Here is a 16,405-nt window from a genome sequence, read left to right as displayed (position 1 = left end):
GCTACTTGCGGTTCACTGCGTTCACCGCTCGCCTGTTCGGCGGTATCTCGCTTCGCTCGATACCGCCCTACTGCTCTGCGGCTTCGGGCTCCAATCGATACCGGACCGTCGACTCCCCGGCGAACTTCGGCCCCGACCCCGAATCGGTGAATCCGGCGGCCTCGACGGCGGCCTCGACCTCGGACTGGTCGGCCGTGACCAGCAACTCGACGGCCATGTGCTCGCGCTCGGCGAAGGCGATGGGCTCTTTCAGTAACCGCTCGCAGACCTCCCTCGAGCCGGCCAGCTGTGTCACGTGGACCGTCCCCTGTTTGGCGTCGTAGCTGACAAAGCCCACTACGTCGTCTTCCCCCTCGGTCGCCACCCGGACTGTCCGGTCGTGGACGAGGTTACGCATCACGTCGGGCGGGCTGTCCGCGAGGTCGGCGAGACGCCCGGCGTCGGCCTCGACGGCGTCACGTATCTCCATGCCCGACAGTGTGTGCCCCACGCAAATAAACGGTGTGTCGGACAGTCCCATGACTGGGGCAGGCAGGGCAGATGGACACAGTTATCCCGAGCGACGGCAAACCCGCGTGCATGACTCACGGACACACAGCACGGGTGGTTGGATGCGCGTAATCGCGAAGTTCGGCGGGACGAGTCTGGGCAGTGGCGACCGAATCAACCGGGCCGCAGACTCTATCGCGGCCGCGGTCCAGCAGGGCCACGAGGTCGGCGTCGTCGCCTCGGCGATGGGTAACACGACCGACGAGCTACTCGAGGGCATCGAGTACGACGCCGCCGCCGAGGACCGCGCCGAGATCGTCTCCATGGGCGAGCGCATCTCCGTCCGGATGCTGAAAGGCGCGCTGAACGCCCGCGGTATCGAGGCCGTCTTCCTCGAACCCGGCAGCGAGGACTGGCCCATCATCACCGACGAGTACGGCGAGGTCGACATCGAGGAGACGAAAAAGCGAGCGCACGCGCTGGCCGGCCAGATGAAAGACGTCGTTCCGGTTATCACCGGCTTCCTGGCCGAGGACCACGAGGGCAACATCACGACGCTCGGTCGCGGTGGCTCCGACACCACCGCCGTCATGCTGGGCAACTACATGGACGCCGACGAGGTCGTCATCGTCACCGACGTCGAGGGCGTCATGACCGGCGATCCCCGCGTCGTCGAGGGTGCCCGCAACGTCGGCGAAATCAGTGTGGACGAACTGCGCTCGCTCTCTTTTCGCGGTGCCGAAGTGGTGGCGCCCTCCGCGCTCTCGTATAAAACCGCGAACCTCGGTGTGCGGGTCGCCCACTACCAGCACGGTGACCTCCTCACTGGGGGGACCTCCATCGAGGGCCAGTTCCAGAACCTAATCGACCTCCACGAGGGGCCCGTGGCCTGCGTGACGGTTGCCGGTCGCGCCATCCGCAACAGCCCCGGCATCCTCGCGGACCTGGCCTCCGCTATCGGCGACGCCGGCATCAACATCGACGCCAACTCCTCGGGGATGGACTCGCTTACCTTCTACGTCGCCGAGGACGACGCCGACGAGGTCGAGGCACTGTTGCACGACCGTATCGTCGACGACGACACGCTCTCCTCGGTCACGGTCGAGGACGGCATCGCCGTCATCCGCGTCACCGGCGGCGACCCCAGCGAGCACGCGCTGCCCTATCGGGTCATCGAACCGCTCGCCGACGCCCACATCCAGATTTACGACGTGGTCACCTCCGCGACCTCCGTCTCCGTCTTCGTCCCCTGGGACGACCGCGAGCAGGCCCTGAACCTGGTCCAGGGCGTCTTTTAAACCCACTTTTTACTTCGGGGGGTGTCCTCGCTTCGCTGCGGGCACCCCCCGTCGCAAAAACTTGGGGAAAAACGGCCGGCCACTCGCTACGCTCGTGGCCGGTGAACCGGCTCGCTTCGCTCGCCGGATGCTTCCGGTGACTGCCTGCCCTTCCCCGTCTTCGCGCGATGAAACGCGCTTCACGGCCCCGACAACGGTGCCGCGCTCAGTGCACCGACATCTCCGAGACGACGTTGATACAGTAGACGCCGGCGACGATGAGCACGACCCCGACGGCACCGGCTGGGTCGAGCTGTTCGCCGAAGGCGACGATACCGATGGCCGTCACGCCGACGATACCGAGAGCGGCCCACGTCCCGTAGACCAGCCCGAGCGGGAGCTCTTCGAGGGTCAGCGAGACGAGGTAGAAGGCCAGTCCGTAGCCGACGAGGACGCCGAGACTCGGCAGTGGCTTCGAGAAGCCATCGGAGAGTTTCAGGGCGGTCGTGCCGACCAGTTCGGACAGTATCCCGGCCGCGAGGAGGGCGTAGGGATTCATATGACAGGGCGATTTCACCTCCGCAGATAATATTCCTTGTGACAGCCGTCCCAGCAGGGCGTCTCGTTCCGTCGACCGCGTCGCGGCCGACCCACACAAGAGTGACAAGAATCGGCCGACTAGTCCCGACTATGTATCGCGTCGTCATTCAGAACGGGAGTATCGAGTGCGCGGAGTACGACCTGGGTGACCACGGCGTCGAACTGTACGAGGACGGCGATTTCGTCGCGTTCGTCCCCTACGAGAACCTGCTCGCCGTGGTCGACGAGGAGACCGAGACCACCGAGGACCGGTCCGTGCTCTGATACCGAACTGACGTATCGTCGCGTTCGCGACACGGCCTCCCCGACGATGTCGGGGACGACTACCGGCCCTGCGTCAGCCGGAAGCCGATCTCCCGGGGCAGGCCGGCCGCCTCGACGGCCTCGATGACCGCCGTCGTGTCGTAGGCGACGCGGTGTTCGTGGACGGTCCGTTCCGCGAGGTCGACGACGGCGAAGGCCGCCCGATAGTTCCCGTCCCGGGGCTGGCCCACGCTGCCGGGATTACAGACGATACCGTCGTCGTACACCTCGTGGTGCTGGTGGTGGGTGTGGCCCATGATGAGCAACTCCTCGTCGCCGAGCAGGTCGGGGCCGAACTCCTCGGGGTAGGTGTAGTGGTCGGGGTCCTCGGGGTGGCCGTGGACTATCTTCACGCGGTCGTCGAACAGCAGGCGCTCCGCGGGGAGGTCCGCGAGCCAGGACAGCTGTTTCTCGCCGAGTTGGTCTCTGGCGTGTTCGACGCCGGCCTGTGCCATCCCGTTGAACGTGAAGGGGGTTTCACCGGCCACCGCCCGGTCGTGGTTGCCCATCACTGTCGGGATGGGGACGGTTGGCCAGGGGCCCTCGGGGAGGGCGGCTGGCTCGCCCCGGATCGCGTCGACGCACTCGGCGTGCCACGGGTTGTACCCGACGACGTCGCCGGCACAGACGAGACGGTCGACGTCGGGCATCTCGGCGAGCACCTCCCGGAGGGCGACGCGGTTGCCGTGGATGTCGGAGATGACGCCAACCTTCATGCTGTGGTAATAACGTGTGAGGGGTCTTGAGTTTCAGCCATCGCTCGGGGGCTGAGTGAGAGGCCCACGGCGAGTTACGCTCCGTTGTATACCGAGAGGTCGAAATCGCCCGCTTCGCCCGCGACACCGGCCGAACAGACGGCGTGCTCGAACTCGTGGTCGTACACCTCACGGGCGGCCGACTCGGCGCTCTCGGCCGCGAGGTCGAAGGCCGTGGGGCTGTCTTCCTCGTAGGTCGCCACCAGCGTCGGCTCGGTGACCTCCTCGACCAGCAGAGCGTCTCGGCGGACGGTGCCGATGACCGCACCCGGCCCGTCGGTGGCGGTCGTCGGGTCCGCCGCGTCGACGCCGACGACACCCGCGATGCGGGGGGTGTCGTAGTCGTCTTTCTCGAAGTCAAGCGAGAGCAACACCTGGGCGAGTGCGTCCCGTGCGGGGTAGCCCAGTTCCAGTTTCTCCGCGATGGGGTCGACGTGTGAGCCGTTGCCGACCACGGCACCGCGGTCGGTGAGCCGGACCCCGTTGTAGGAGATATAGGGGTTGTCCGTCTCCGGGGCGTCCGGGGTCGGTTCGACGGTGACGGTGTCGTCTCGACGCACCGCCTGGCGGTTCGGGAACGAGCGCGAGGAGACACGGTAGGCGCCGACCGTGGGGCCGACGACGACGAAGCGTCCGACGTACATACAGGCCTCTCGCGCCCAGCGTGGCAAAGCCGTGTCGATGTCGCCCTGGCCCGAACGTTGAAATGCGATGGTGGGGCCACCCCTCGCCGTGGCGAGCGAGGAGGAGTGTATTCGGGCGCTTCGCGAGGCGGCCGACAGGTTGGGCGAATCGCCGACGAAGGTGGCATACGAGGAACTCGGACTGACGCCTGCCTCGGCGACCATCCAGCGCGTGATGGGTGGCTGGAACGAAGCGAAGGAGGCGGCCGGGCTGGCGACGAATCCGTCGACGGGGACCCGCGTCGAGCCGAAACCCGACGACGTCGAGTTACCCGAGGGGCTGGAGTGGGCGGAGTTGAGCCAGGACCAGCGCTGGCACTACAAGAATCGGGAGTGGAATCGGGAACGGACACTCGATAGACGCGAACGCCATCGAGCGTGGGTGTACGAACGGAAACGGCAGAGCGAGGGCTGTATCCGCTGTGGTGAGGGCGACCCAGCCTGTCTCGACTATCACCACCGTGATGACGTGGGCAAGCAGATGTCCATTTGTGAGATGGTCACGTACGGCTACTCGAAGGAGAAACTCCGCGCCGAGATGGACAAATGCGAGCTACTCTGTGCGAACTGCCACAGAAGGGAACACCACGAGGTGCCGGAGCACGTCGGGCAGCCGGACGGTGAAGTGGGGGATGTCGACGAATAACATAATCCACCCACTCCGCAACACTGAAATACGACACACTGGTATCTTGGTGTACACGCTGCCAACTCAGAACGGTGGCGAATATGTCAGAGTTCCATGGGGTAGCGGCCAATCCTGAAGCCTTCTGGGGGCTTCGACCCAGGTTCGAATCCTGGTGGAACTATTTCTGCGGCGAGCAAACTCGCGAGCCGCTGTCTCGTTGATTAGGGATTCGAAGCACGGCAGACGAGCGTAGCGAGTCTGCAGGCGGTTCGAATCCTGGTGGAACTATTCTTGTCGCGACCAACTCGGGAGCGACAGTATCGGAATTAGTGGATTCGAACCCTATCAGTCGCGCACAGCGAACGCAGTGAGCGAGCACGTCTGAGTCCGGTTCGAATCCAGGATGGACTATTCTTGTCGCGACCAACTCGGGAGCGGAACCAGTTCCCATCCCTCTGACAGCCACTGCCTTACTTGTCCCTCGCCGACCCACTACACCCATGCCACCAGCCCACGTCCTCGTCCCGCTGGACGGTTCGCCGCTGGCCGATGACGCGCTCGAACACGCCCTGGAGACGTTCGACTGCCGGGTCACGGTACTGGACGTCGTCGCGCCGCTGGACGCGGGGATGAGCGAGGGCGGCGTGCTGGAGCCGGGCGAGGACCGCCACGAAGCGGCGATAGAGAGGGCCGACCGGCTCGTCGCTCGCGCCCGCGAGCAGGCCGCCGCGGTCGACCAGCCCGTCGAGACGGCCGTGGAGACGGGCGACCCGGCCGATATCATCCTCGCGTACGTCGACGACCACGACATCGACCACGTGGTGATGGGCGGCCACGGCGGCCCGGCCAGTGGCCTCACGCGGCGGTTGCTCGGGACGGTCGCGATGGCCGTCGTGGGCGAGGCGCCGGTGACGGTGACGGTCGTGCGGTAGCGAACTCAGGCCAACACCAGCGCGAGCCCCCGGTAGAGCACGAAGCCGACGACGATAGAGGTGACGAGCGTGACGAGCCAGAAGCCGACGGTGACGCCGATTTTCCGCCGGGAGACGCCCGCCGACCCGCCGGCGAGCCCGCCGCCGATGACGCCGGAGATGATGATGTTGTTGAAAGAGATGGGGATGCCCAGCGCGATGGCGGCCTGAGCGATGATAAAGCCCGGGACCAGGGCGGCGATGGACCGGCGGACCCCGAGCTGGGCGTACTCCCGCGCTGTGGCCTGTAACAGCCGCGGTGCCCCCATCCACGCGCCGCCCAGGATTCCGAGAGCGCCAAGGCCCAGCAGGAGGATACTGGGCAGTCCGAGTTCTGTCCCGTAGAGATTTTCCAGTGGCCCGGTCGCCAGGCCGACCTGGCTCCCGCCGCTGGAGAAGGCCACGACGCTGCCAAGCACTACGAGAAAGGTCCTGATGCCCTCGTCGACCGACGCCTGTGTCTTCTTGCGGATGTAGGCGAAACTGCCCGCCGCGAACAGCAGCGTCGCGACGACGACCACGCCGGGCAGCGGGACGACCATGGCGGCGAAGCCGGCAAGCGAGTTCTGTGTCGCCCCCGGCGGGGACGGGAGGATGCTCAGCTGGACGTTGGCGACGATACCGCCGACGACGGCCGCCAGCAGCGGCACGCCCACGGTCTCGGGGATGTCGTCTCGGCGCAGGATGGTCGCGGTGAGGTAGGCCAGCCCACCGGAGACCGGCGGGACGAGCGCCCAGAAGGTGACGATGCGCTGGTAGGTGCCGAAGACGGGGGCACCGCCCAGCGAGAGCCCGACGCCGACCATCGCGCCGGTCGTCGCGAACGCGGCCGGGACGGGGTAGCCGCTGTAGATGCCAAAGCCCATGAAAAGCGTCGCCGTCAGCAGTCCGGCGGTCGCGGCCAGCGACGTTATCTGGACGCCGTCGATGAGGCCGGCGCCCACGGTCTCGGAGATAGCGCCGCCCTGGGCGAGCGCTCCCAGCGCGGCGAGGATACCGATGAGAAACGCCGCGCGCATCGTCGAGATGGCGTTGGCCCCGATAGCCGGGGCAAAGGGCGGTGAGTTGCTGTTGGCGCCCAGGGTCCAGGCTGTGACCAGCCCGGTCAGTGTCGCCACGACGACGAGCGCCCAGAAGAGGACGTCTGCCACTGGGTATCAGGCCTCCCAGCGTGCTGGCGCTGTCATTACCCGAGGTTGACACGCTGCGTGGATAAGCGTTCGCGACGGGCCGCGCGATACAGCGCTGGTTGCCGGTTCAGTACCCCAGCGATTCGCGGACGAGCACCAGCGTCGTGCGCCCCTCTTCGGCCTCCTGGCGGTAGATAAGCTGCTTGCCGATCATGCTCCCCTGGCCGTAGGCCTCCTGTGCACGGGCGTTCTCCAGTGGGTAGGCCACGTCCTCAAGGCGGTCCAGCGCGGCGTCTAAGTCCTCGACTATCTTGTTGGTGCCGGCGACGAGCAGGAGGTTCGCGGCGGCGAAGGGGTAGGCCCCGACGCGGCTACCGGAGGCGTCGGCGGCGACGAGTTCGCCGGTGGCGGCGATGGCGTTGACGCTGCCGACGAAGTAGTCGCTGGCCTGGGCCTCCCGGCGGGCGCGCAGGCGCTCGGCGTCGTCGTCGATGCCGTACACCTCCCCGTGGCGGTTCTCCCACTCGTGGTCGCCCTCCATCAGGTGGTCCATGAAGCCGATCTCTTCGAGGGTCGTGGAGTGGCCGTCCATCACGCCGGCGCCGGCGGGAATCTGCCCCGTAAGTTCGTCCAGCGCAGCGGTCGCGTCGTCGACGACGACCACGTCGAAGCCGCTCGCTTCGAGGTTCTCGACGGCGGCGTCGAGTTCGTCGTCGGTGGGATGGGTGTCCAGTGATTCGTCGTAGTCGACTGTCTCGGCGTAGCCGTCCTTGTTCGCCATAGGGAGTGGGTCGCGGCCGCCGGGGAAAAGCGCTCGCGGACACCGCCGTCACCGGGTAACACCGGGGTCACCACCATCCCAGGGGCGGGTCGGCGACCGTCATGGGCCGAACACTCATGTGTCACGGCGACCCACTCTCACTATCGAATGTCGCGCCGCTACGACCACGCACGGGTCAAGGAGTACTGGCAGCACGTCTGGGACCGGGAGGAGGTCTACGAGACGCCCGACGAGGTCACGAGTCCGACGTACGTCCTGGGGATGTTCCCCTACACCTCCGGCTCGTTGCATATGGGCCACATCCGGAACTACGCCATCACCGACGCCCACGCCCGCTACCGTCGGATGGCGGGCGACGACGTGCTCCATCCGATGGGGTGGGACGCCTTCGGCCTGCCCGCCGAGAACGCCGCCTACGAGCGCGACACGGACCCCGAATCGTGGACCCGCGCCTGTATCGAGCGGATGCGCGACGACCTGGCGGAGATGGGCTTTGGCTACGACTGGTCCCGCGAGATAACGACCTGCGACCCCGAGTACTACCAGTGGAACCAGTGGCTGTTCACCCGGTTTCTCGACGAGGGCCTCGTCGAGTACGACTCGGCGACGGTCAACTGGTGTCCGGATTGTGAGACCGTCCTCGCGGACGCGCAGGTCGAGACCAGCGTTGCGGCGGAGACGAAACGGGGAGACGGCGAAGCCGTCGACTACGAGGGGGCCACGCACGGCCACGCGGCCGGCGGCGTCTGCTGGCGCTGTGGCACGCCCGTCGAACAGCGGGACCTCGACCAGTGGTTCTTCACCATCACCGACTACGCCGACGAGCTCTACGACGGGCTGGACGACCTCGACGGGTGGCCCGAGGGCGTCAGGGACAGCCAGCGCAACTGGATTGGCCGCCAGGAGGGTGCCAGCGTCACGTTCGACGTGGGCGAGTACGGCGACGTGTCGGCCTTTACGACCCGGCTGGACACCGTCTACGGCGCGACCTATCTCGCGCTGGCGCCGGGACATGACCTCGTGGACGAACTGGCCGACGACGACCCGGACGTGGCGGCCTATCTCGAGGAAGTCGCACGCACCGACGACGCCGGCCTCTCCGGCGTCGAGACCGACCTGACCGCGACCCACCCCTTCACCGGTGAGTCGATTCCCGTCTACGTCGCCGCCTACGTGCTAGACGACGTTGGCACCGGCGCGGTGATGGGCGTGCCCGCCCACAACGACCGTGACCACGCCTTCGCCGACGAGCACGACCTCCCCGTCGAGCAGGTCGTCGAACCCGTCGACGGCAGCGGGACCGACCTGCCCGACGAGCCCTACACCGCGGACGGGATGCTGACCGAAAGCGGCGAGTACGACGGGCTCGCGAGTACGGCCGCCCGCGAGCGCCTGCTCGACCACGACGGGGTCGAGGAAGCGACGACCTACCGGCTGCGGGACTGGCTCATCTCCCGACAGCGCTACTGGGGGACGCCCATCCCCATCGTCCACTGCCCCCAGTGTGGGGCGGTCCCCGTCCCCGACGAGGACCTGCCGGTCGAACTGCCCGAGTACGTCCAGACGACGGGGAACCCCCTCGATGCGGCCGAGGAGTGGAAACAGACGACCTGCCCGGACTGTGGGGCCGACGCCACCCGCGAGACCGACACGATGGATACGTTCGTCGACTCCTCGTGGTACTTCCTGCGGTTCCTCAGTCCCCACTTCGAGGACGCCCCCTTCGACCAGGAGACCGCCGACGAGTGGCTCCCCGTCGACGTCTACGTCGGCGGCGAGGAACACGCCGTCTTGCATCTGCTCTACATCCGCTTTTTCACGCGGGCGCTCGCGGACCTGGGGCTGCTTTCCCGGCGCGAACCCGTCGAGCGGCTCATCAACCAGGGGACGGTGTTACACAGCGGCAAGAAGATGTCCAAATCGGCGGGCAACGCTGTTGCCCCCCACGAGTACGGCGCCGAGACCACGCGCCTGTTCGTCCTCTCGGCGGCCCACCCCGCCCAGGACTTCGAGTGGACGGTCAAGGACGTCTCGACGGCCTATGACTTCCAGCAGGACTGCTACGACCTGGTCGCCGACTTCGCCGACCAGCGGGACCGACGCCGCCGCTCGCAGGCGGCCGGGCCGGTCCGCACGGAGAGTGCGCCCCACGACGCCTATCTCGAACGCGAGATAGACCGCACCATCGCGGCCGTCACCGAGGAGTACGACCGCTTTCGCTTCCATCGGGTCGTCGGCGAGCTCCAGCGCTTTGCCCGCCTGCTGCGCCGGTACGCGAGCTACGAGCCGCCCTACCTGTTCGCCTACAGCCGCGGCCTGCGGGTGCTGACGCAACTGCTCGCGCCCATCGCCCCCTACCTGGCCGAGGAGCTGTGGCACCTGCTGGAGGAAGGCGGACTGGTCGCCGAGGCCGACTGGCCCGAACCCTTGCGTGACGTCTCGGACCACCGCATCGAGCGCCAGCTGGTCCGGACGACGCTTGCCGACGTCCGGGACATCACCGACGTCGTCGACATCGAAGACCCCGACCATATCGAGCTCGTCGTCGCCGCCGAGTGGAAGTACGAGGCCTACCGTATCGCCCAGCGGGCCGACCCAGAGGACGCCATCGTCGGCGAGATCATGAGCGACGAGGCGATGCAGGCCCACGGCGACGCCGCCGCCGACTACGCCGCGGACCTGGCCGACCGCTCGGCCGGACTTGAGCCCATCGTCGACGGCGAGCAAGAGCTAGAGGTGCTCCAGCAGGCCGTCTGGCTCTTCGAGGACGAGTTCGACGCCGAGGTGACCGTGCGGCGTGCGACCGAGGACGACGACATGGCCGAGAAGGCGAAGCCGAACAAGCCAGCGATTCACATCTCCTGACGCGACGCAGTCGTCCAAATTAGGGGTCAAATTATTTGTTTCGGGAACCCGGAGTCACGCATATGTCCCACGAGGTGGAGGATGAAACGACGGTGAACGATAGCTACTCGGTCACTGTCCCGGCGGCAGTTCGACGGGAGGCCGGTCTCGAAGCGGGCGACAAGATCCGATGGCACGTCGACGAGGACGGGACGCTGTCCGTACAGGTCGTCAAACAGCAGTACGGTGCGTTTTCCGAGCTAGAGCCCGTCGACACCGAGGAACCGACCGACGCGGCGTCAGACCACGACTTCATTGCCGGAGACTACTGATGGAGCGGGTGGTCGTTGATGCGAACGTGCTCATCGCTGCCCGCCTCTCGCGGGACCAGCATCACGAGCGGGGCGCTGCTATTTCTCGAGGCGTAGATACGGGGACACTCCCGACGGGGGTTATCCTGAGTGATGTCCTCGAAGAAGTCGTAAACTATCTCCAGGCCAGGGCCGGACATGAGACTGCGACAGAGACGCTCGATGCCCTCATCGAAAGCAGTGGCTTCGTCCTCACTCACACACCGAAATCGGATTTCGATGCCGGTCGCTCGCTGTTTCGCCGTCACGAGTCGCTCTCGCTAACTGACGCTGTCATCGTCGCTGCGATGCAGCGACTCGATATCGAGTATCTCTACAGTTTCGACGACGGCTTCGATGGCGTCGACGATATCACTCGTCTCACGACTGCTGACGACCCGTTCGAGTAGTGGACCGCTCCTGTTGTCGGCTCTGGTCCCGAACGGACAAAACCCCCAAATAGCCGGCCCGCGAGCGTTGGGGTATGACCGACCGCACGGCGGCCGTCACCCGGGAAACGGCCGAGACGGACATCGAGGTGACGCTGGACATCGACGGCGACGGCGACTCGACTATCGATACGGGCATCGGATTTTTCGACCACATGCTCGATTCCTTTGCGACCCACGGCCTGTTCGACCTCACGGTCCAGTGCGATGGCGACCTCGAAATCGACGACCACCACACTGTCGAGGACGTGGCAATCACGCTCGGGGAGGCGTTCACCGACGCCCTGGGAGAGAAGCGCGGTATCGTCCGCTTCGCCGACCGCAAGGTGCCCTTGGACGAGGCCGTCGCCAGCGTCGTCGTGGATATCTCCGGGCGCCCGTACTACGGCTTCGAGGGCGAGTTTTCCCAGGCCGAGGTCGGCGGGATGACCAGCCACATGGCGAAACACTTCGGGCGCTCGCTCGCCATGAACGCCGGGCTGACGCTGCACTGTGGCGTCTCCGGCGAGAACGCCCACCACGAGATAGAGGCGCTGTTTAAGGGACTGGCGCGGGCCTTAGACGACGCGACCCGCATCGACGAACGGCGCAGCGACGTGGCCAGCACGAAAGGCGAGCTGTAGGCTGTCTCACGGTGATGTCGACGGACGAGACGTGTGTTCGACGCGGCACCGAGTACTTCTGGCGCAGTGTCTCTTCGTCTCCGAGGTCCATGCCGGCACTGTCTACGACACCGACCGGCGCTCACCGAGCAGTTCGGGAGCTGTCCGTCGTATCGAACAGCGGGGACGCGGGCTCGTCGTCGCCACCGAACAGGACACGTTCGACTTCCAGTCCGGTCCCGAACCGGGGCGTCCCGCTATGTTCGGGTGACTGGCGCTGCAACGCGATAATTCTACCCTGAATAAAGAAAATTTATACTGATTGGAAAGCAGACCAAACCATGACACAGCAACAGTCGCGGCGGGCACTACTCACCGGGCTCGGGGGCGCCGGTGTCGGTGCGATGGCTGGTTGTCTCCGCCTGAGTGAGTCGGAGACAGGGGCCCCCACCGACCAGTCGACGGGAACCGAGACGAGCGAACAGACCGAGACGAGCGAACAGACCGAGACGAGCGAACAGACCGAGACGTCTGCCTGGGCCCGGTGGATTCCGTCCGACCCGGTCGTCTCGGGTACTGCGGAGACATTTGCGCTCGACGTACAGGGGGCGCGAGCGGAGTTCCCGCAGGCGGAGTACGAGCGTTACGAGATACAAAACATCGCCGACACGTTCGGTATCGAACAGTCGGACATCGACTATCTTGGCGGGACGGAACGGTCGGACGATTCCGGGCTCGTCTTTCTGACGGGGACGTTCGACCAGGACGAGATTCGTTCGAACCTCGGGGTCTCGGAGTCGGACACCGAGTCGTATCAGGGGTACACCGTCTACGATGGAGTCGCCTGGGGACCGGACGCTATCGTCACGAGCAACTACCAGACGGTGCTGGACACGCGATTCGGGGACACCCAGTCTATCGATGCAGCCGGGACGGGCTGGGAGACGCTGCTCTCGGTGGTCAGCTTTGGGACGCTCTCCGGTGTCCAGACCGGTTCGTTCGTCGACTCGCTGTCGGTCAGCGTCTCCCCAAGCGGGATCGCTATCAACGCGGCCAGCGGCGGCGGCGCCACCATCACGGCCCACCTGATGTTTGACTCCGAGAGCAGAGCTGCGGAGGTATTCGAAAACAACGAGGACGAGATACGGGCGGACGCACCCGACGCCGACCAGACTCTGGAGAGTCTCGAACAGCAGGGCAAGCGGATCGTGTTTACTGTCTCGTCTGACACCTTCGAGTTCTAGGACCCCAAGAGCGAAACGCACTGCTCACGATTGGTCTCCCATGTTCGACGAGATTATGGAGAAGTTCGAGGACTCCCCGGGCCAGCAGGCTGTCATCCGCCTGCTGCTCGAACGGGGGTTCTCGGTCAACGAGGAGGGGCGGGTGGTCTCGGGCGGCATCGAGATACCCAACACCGGCATCGCTCGTGAGGTCGGCGTCGACCGCCGGGTCGTCAACGCCACGACCGACGCCATCCTCGCCGACGACGAGCTGCGGCGCATCTTTCGGAATATCTCTGCCGTTCCCAGTTTGCTGGACCTCGCCCCGGTGCTCGATTTGACCGCCATCACCATCTCCGTGCGGGCGGCCGACGAGTCCGGCATCGTCTCGCGGGTGACGGGGGCCATCGCCGAGCGGGACATCTCCATCCGGCAGGTCCTCTCCGAGGACCCGGAGTTCACCGACGACCCCAGACTGTACGTCATCACCGACGAATCGCTTCCCGGCGAGCTCATCAACGAGCTGCGGGAGATGGCCTTCGTCCGGACTATCGAGCTGGCCTAAATGTCCCGCCCTGTCACCATCACCGTCGAAACACCCGACGGCGAGACCCGGGAACTGACCGCGCCCGAGGGGTCGATTCTCCGCGACGTCCTGCTGGATGCCGACCTGTCCCCGCACGGCCGCTACGCGCGGCGGCTCAACTGCGGCGGCAACGGGCTCTGTGCGACCTGTGGGGTCCGGCTGGCCGAGCCCCCGAGCCCGACCACTGGCACGACGACCTCGCCGACCGCTTTGGCTATCCCCGCCTGTCCTGCCAGCTCCGGGTTCGCGAGGGGGTGCGCGTACAGTTGCTCGACAAGCGGGTGTGGGGCAGTCGGGAGACCGGTGGCGGCGCGGGGCCGACCCGGGACGAGCAACGGTAAGGGCTATTCGGCGGGCGCGACTACCGCCGGGCGTGGCAGACAGCTATCGGACCGTCGCCGAGCGGGCCGCCGCCAGCTTCGAGGTACAGGGCTCGGAGTTCATCGGCCACGTCGCGCCCGTCGAGACCGTCGACGCGGCCGAGGCGTTCGTCGAGGAGATTCGCGGGCAGTACGCCGACGCGACCCACAACGTGCCGGCCTACCGGGTCCGGGCCTCGCCGTTCCGTGAGTATTCGAGCGACGATGCCGAACCCAGCGGGAGCGCGGGCAAGCCGGCGCTGAACGTCCTCCAGCAACGGGACATCGAGAACGTCGTCGCCGTCGTCACCAGATACTATGGCGGGACGAACCTCGGTGTCGGCGGGCTGGCCCGCTCCTATTCGCGGGCGGTCAAGGAGGGGGTCGACGCCGCCGGCGTCGTCGAGTCGGTCCCCCACGAGCGCTTCGTCGTCACCGTCGAATACGACGACTCGGGTAGCGTGCGGAGCCTGCTCGAGTCCGCCGACGTGGAGTTCGAAGCGGCGTACGAGACCGACGTGACCTTCGCCGTCCGGGTGCCGACGGCCGAGGGCAGCGAGTTGCGGGACCGCGTCCGCAGCGCGACCAGCGGCCGGGCCGACATCGAGACCGACCGCTGACTGGGGCTAGCAGCGCCAGCGCCCAGATTTATTTCAGGTGGAGAAAAATACCACTGCTGTCTAGTGGTTTCCAGCGGAAAAGAGGGGGTTGACGATTCCGTCGCCCCCCGAGATATCCGTCATAGTCGGACCCACCTAAAAGCCGTTTCGACTCACGTCGTCCGGAACGCCCGGTCTCCGGCGTCGCCCAGCCCGGGATTGGTGTGGCCGACGAACTCACGTCGTCCGGAACGCCCGGTCTCCGGCGTCGCCCAGCCCCGGAACGATGAATCCCTCCTCGTTGAGTTCGTCGTCGATAGCGACGGTCAGCAGGTCGACGTCGGGGAACGCCTCCGAGACACGGACGATGCCGGGCGGCGCCGCCACCGCCGAGAGGACGACGAGGTTCTCGGGGTCGGCCCCCTGGTCGGTGATGTGTTCGAGGACCGCCGCCATGGTCGAGCCCGTCGCCAGCATCGGGTCGGCGACGATGACGGTGTCGTCGGGGTCGATGTCGGGCAGTTTCACGTAGTCGACGGAGATGGGGAACTGACCGTCCTCGTTCATCCCGGCCGACTCGTCCCGACTGGCCGAGATGACGCCCTGGCGGGCCCGGGGGAACGCCTTGAGTAACCCCTCGACGAAGGGGGTCGCGGCCCGGAGGACGTTGACGATGACCACATCGTCCAGCCCCGTCACGCGCTCGCCCATCGTCGTGGTCAGGGGCGTCTCTATCTCGACGTACTCGGTCTCCATGCGGCCGTCGATTATCTCGTAGCCACAGAGGTGGCCCAGCCGGACGAGCCCCTTCCGGAACTCGACCTGTTCGGTGTCCTTCTCGCGCAACCGTGAGAGCTCGTCCTTCGCGAGCGCGTGCGTGACCAGCGAGGCGTCACCGCGCCGTTCGAGTGCCATACGGTGGTCCTCGGCGGGTGGGGAGTAAACGCTGACGGGGACGGAGTCGAAAGCGTGCGGCGGCGGTGTGCCCGGTTCAGCAGTTTCGAGGCGGAGCCTCCGGCCTCAAGTCGTGCGGAACCGAAGGTTCCGCTGACCATCCGAACGGGCCTGCGGCCCGTGAGGAGAGAGCACGAGTTCGACCACTGGCGACGGGAGTACGAAAAGCGGCGGGCCTCACTCCAGCAATGCGGAAGCCGTCACGCTCACGAGAACATCCAGTCTGTTGGGAAAAAAGAGACGGGACGGTTCAAGATGATGCTCCACCGGATTGCCAACGGCATCATCGAAGAAGCCACCGAGAACGGTTGTACGGTCATCGCCTTCGAGGAGTTGACCGGCATCCGCGACCGCCTCTCGGGTGCCTCGTGGGGGCACGAGTGGGCCTTCGAGCGGTTGTACGAGTACGTCGAATACAAAGCCGAACTCCACGGCATCGACGTGGAGCAGGTTGACCCGGAGAATACGTCACGTCGTTGCTCACACTGTGGGTTCACGCACCCGGACAACCGCAAGGGCGAGGACTTCGGGTGTCTGAAATGCGGCTACGAGAACCACGCCGACTACAACGCCGCGAAGAATATTGGACTGCGGTATCTCCGCCGTAACCAAACTGGGGACGGCGGAGGCGCACCCGTAGGCGTGCGCTCGAATCGCGGGACGTCGAACGCGAACGGAGTGTATGAACCTCCTGCCGGGGATTCCGGCCAGAGCGGGAGTCCACGCGAAAGCCCCAGTGCAGACTCACAGTCTGCACGTCGTCAGACGAAGTCTGACGGAACCCTCAACGAAGCGAACGGCGAAGCCGTGAGCGAGTAGGGT

General features: G+C 66.2%; 18 protein-coding genes, 1 tRNA gene and 2 pseudogenes. 14 read left to right on the top strand and 7 right to left on the bottom strand.

All coding sequences use genetic code 11. The features are described from left to right. Positions 1–67: 67 nt before the first annotated feature. Positions 68–469, bottom strand: a complete 402-nt coding sequence (locus P1K32_RS07670) for a hypothetical protein (RefSeq protein WP_276252081.1) — start codon at positions 467–469, stop codon at positions 68–70. 142 nt (positions 470–611) lie between these two features. Between P1K32_RS07670 and P1K32_RS07665 the strand changes: the two genes are divergently transcribed. Further along, positions 612–1,787 (top strand): aspartate kinase, encoded by a 1,176-nt coding sequence (locus tag P1K32_RS07665; RefSeq protein WP_276252080.1) that lies wholly within the window; start codon positions 612–614, stop codon positions 1,785–1,787. A 205-nt stretch (positions 1,788–1,992) separates the two neighbouring features. On the opposite strand, the gene P1K32_RS07660 is transcribed toward P1K32_RS07665, so the two are convergent. Continuing rightward, positions 1,993–2,325: a DMT family transporter gene (locus P1K32_RS07660; protein WP_276252079.1), complete on the bottom strand. Its 333-nt coding sequence runs from the start codon at positions 2,323–2,325 to the stop codon at positions 1,993–1,995. Positions 2,326–2,456: 131 nt separating this feature from the next. On the opposite strand from P1K32_RS07660, the gene P1K32_RS07655 reads away from it, so the two are divergent. Then, on the top strand, positions 2,457–2,630 hold the full coding sequence (locus tag P1K32_RS07655; RefSeq protein ID WP_276252078.1) for a hypothetical protein: 174 nt from the start codon (positions 2,457–2,459) through the stop codon (positions 2,628–2,630). Positions 2,631–2,689: 59 nt separating this feature from the next. Here the strand turns inward: P1K32_RS07655 and P1K32_RS07650 are convergent, their stop codons facing one another. Both P1K32_RS07650 and P1K32_RS07645 read right to left on the bottom strand, forming a co-directional pair. Next, entirely contained in the window at positions 2,690–3,385 is a 696-nt protein-coding gene (locus P1K32_RS07650) for a metallophosphoesterase family protein (RefSeq protein WP_276252077.1), read from the bottom strand. A 74-nt stretch (positions 3,386–3,459) separates the two neighbouring features. Then, entirely contained in the window at positions 3,460–4,068 is a 609-nt protein-coding gene (locus P1K32_RS07645) for an IMP cyclohydrolase (protein ID WP_276252076.1), read from the bottom strand. Between the two features lie 67 nt (positions 4,069–4,135). On the opposite strand from P1K32_RS07645, the gene P1K32_RS07640 reads away from it, so the two are divergent. The 3 genes from P1K32_RS07640 to P1K32_RS07630 all read left to right on the top strand — a co-directional run bounded on the left by P1K32_RS07640 (position 4,136) and on the right by P1K32_RS07630 (position 5,667). After that, complete coding sequence (locus tag P1K32_RS07640; protein ID WP_276252075.1) at positions 4,136–4,753, top strand: homing endonuclease associated repeat-containing protein; 618 nt, start codon at positions 4,136–4,138, stop codon at positions 4,751–4,753. 90 nt (positions 4,754–4,843) lie between these two features. Then, positions 4,844–4,916: transfer RNA gene (locus P1K32_RS07635), tRNA-Gln, on the top strand. Between the two features lie 319 nt (positions 4,917–5,235). Then, positions 5,236–5,667 (top strand): universal stress protein, encoded by a 432-nt coding sequence (locus P1K32_RS07630; RefSeq protein ID WP_276252074.1) that lies wholly within the window; start codon positions 5,236–5,238, stop codon positions 5,665–5,667. 5 nt (positions 5,668–5,672) lie between these two features. Here the strand turns inward: P1K32_RS07630 and P1K32_RS07625 are convergent, their stop codons facing one another. Both P1K32_RS07625 and P1K32_RS07620 read right to left on the bottom strand, forming a co-directional pair. After that, the gene (locus P1K32_RS07625) at positions 5,673–6,857 is read right to left on the bottom strand and encodes an inorganic phosphate transporter (RefSeq protein ID WP_276252073.1); all 1,185 of its coding nucleotides are present in this window, start codon (positions 6,855–6,857) and stop codon (positions 5,673–5,675) included. Between the two features lie 106 nt (positions 6,858–6,963). Then, positions 6,964–7,617, bottom strand: coding sequence for a lactate utilization protein (locus P1K32_RS07620; RefSeq protein ID WP_276252072.1), 654 nt, complete (start codon positions 7,615–7,617; stop codon positions 6,964–6,966). 147 nt (positions 7,618–7,764) lie between these two features. Here P1K32_RS07620 and leuS point away from each other — a divergent pair, with 147 nt between their 5' ends. From leuS to P1K32_RS07580, 8 genes and pseudogenes are all read left to right on the top strand, one after another. Beyond that, entirely contained in the window at positions 7,765–10,482 is a 2,718-nt protein-coding gene (gene leuS / locus P1K32_RS07615; protein ID WP_276252071.1) for a leucine--tRNA ligase, read from the top strand. Between the two features lie 62 nt (positions 10,483–10,544). Next, positions 10,545–10,793 (top strand): AbrB/MazE/SpoVT family DNA-binding domain-containing protein, encoded by a 249-nt coding sequence (locus P1K32_RS07610; protein ID WP_276252070.1) that lies wholly within the window; start codon positions 10,545–10,547, stop codon positions 10,791–10,793. Further along, positions 10,793–11,221 carry a type II toxin-antitoxin system VapC family toxin gene (locus P1K32_RS07605; protein WP_276252069.1) on the top strand — a complete coding sequence of 143 codons (429 nt, stop codon included), beginning with the start codon at positions 10,793–10,795 and terminating at the stop codon, positions 11,219–11,221. Before P1K32_RS07610 ends, P1K32_RS07605 begins: the two co-directional genes overlap by 1 nt. Before the next feature lie 74 nt (positions 11,222–11,295). Continuing rightward, on the top strand, positions 11,296–11,883 hold the full coding sequence (hisB, locus tag P1K32_RS07600; protein ID WP_276252068.1) for an imidazoleglycerol-phosphate dehydratase HisB: 588 nt from the start codon (positions 11,296–11,298) through the stop codon (positions 11,881–11,883). A 320-nt stretch (positions 11,884–12,203) separates the two neighbouring features. Beyond that, complete coding sequence (locus P1K32_RS07595; RefSeq protein WP_276252067.1) at positions 12,204–13,106, top strand: hypothetical protein; 903 nt, start codon at positions 12,204–12,206, stop codon at positions 13,104–13,106. A gap of 40 nt (positions 13,107–13,146) precedes the next feature. Further along, entirely contained in the window at positions 13,147–13,650 is a 504-nt protein-coding gene (locus tag P1K32_RS07590) for a TrpY family transcription regulator (protein ID WP_276252066.1), read from the top strand. Beyond that, positions 13,651–14,012, top strand: a pseudogene (locus P1K32_RS07585) (2Fe-2S iron-sulfur cluster-binding protein). Between the two features lie 32 nt (positions 14,013–14,044). Beyond that, positions 14,045–14,650 carry an IMPACT family protein gene (locus P1K32_RS07580; protein WP_276252065.1) on the top strand — a complete coding sequence of 202 codons (606 nt, stop codon included), beginning with the start codon at positions 14,045–14,047 and terminating at the stop codon, positions 14,648–14,650. Between the two features lie 216 nt (positions 14,651–14,866). Here P1K32_RS07580 and upp read toward each other — a convergent pair whose 3' ends face one another. Then, positions 14,867–15,544, bottom strand: a complete 678-nt coding sequence (gene upp, locus P1K32_RS07575) for a uracil phosphoribosyltransferase (RefSeq protein WP_276252064.1) — start codon at positions 15,542–15,544, stop codon at positions 14,867–14,869. Between the two features lie 174 nt (positions 15,545–15,718). On the opposite strand from upp, the pseudogene P1K32_RS07570 reads away from it, so the two are divergent. Then, positions 15,719–16,402: pseudogene (locus P1K32_RS07570) on the top strand (RNA-guided endonuclease InsQ/TnpB family protein); the annotation flags it as partial. Positions 16,403–16,405: the final 3 nt, after the last annotated feature.

Source organism: Haloarcula rara, from assembly GCF_029338235.1.
Classification (GTDB): Archaea; Halobacteriota; Halobacteria; order Halobacteriales; family Haloarculaceae; genus Haloarcula; species Haloarcula rara.
This window is presented reverse-complemented; position numbering and strand designations above follow the sequence as displayed.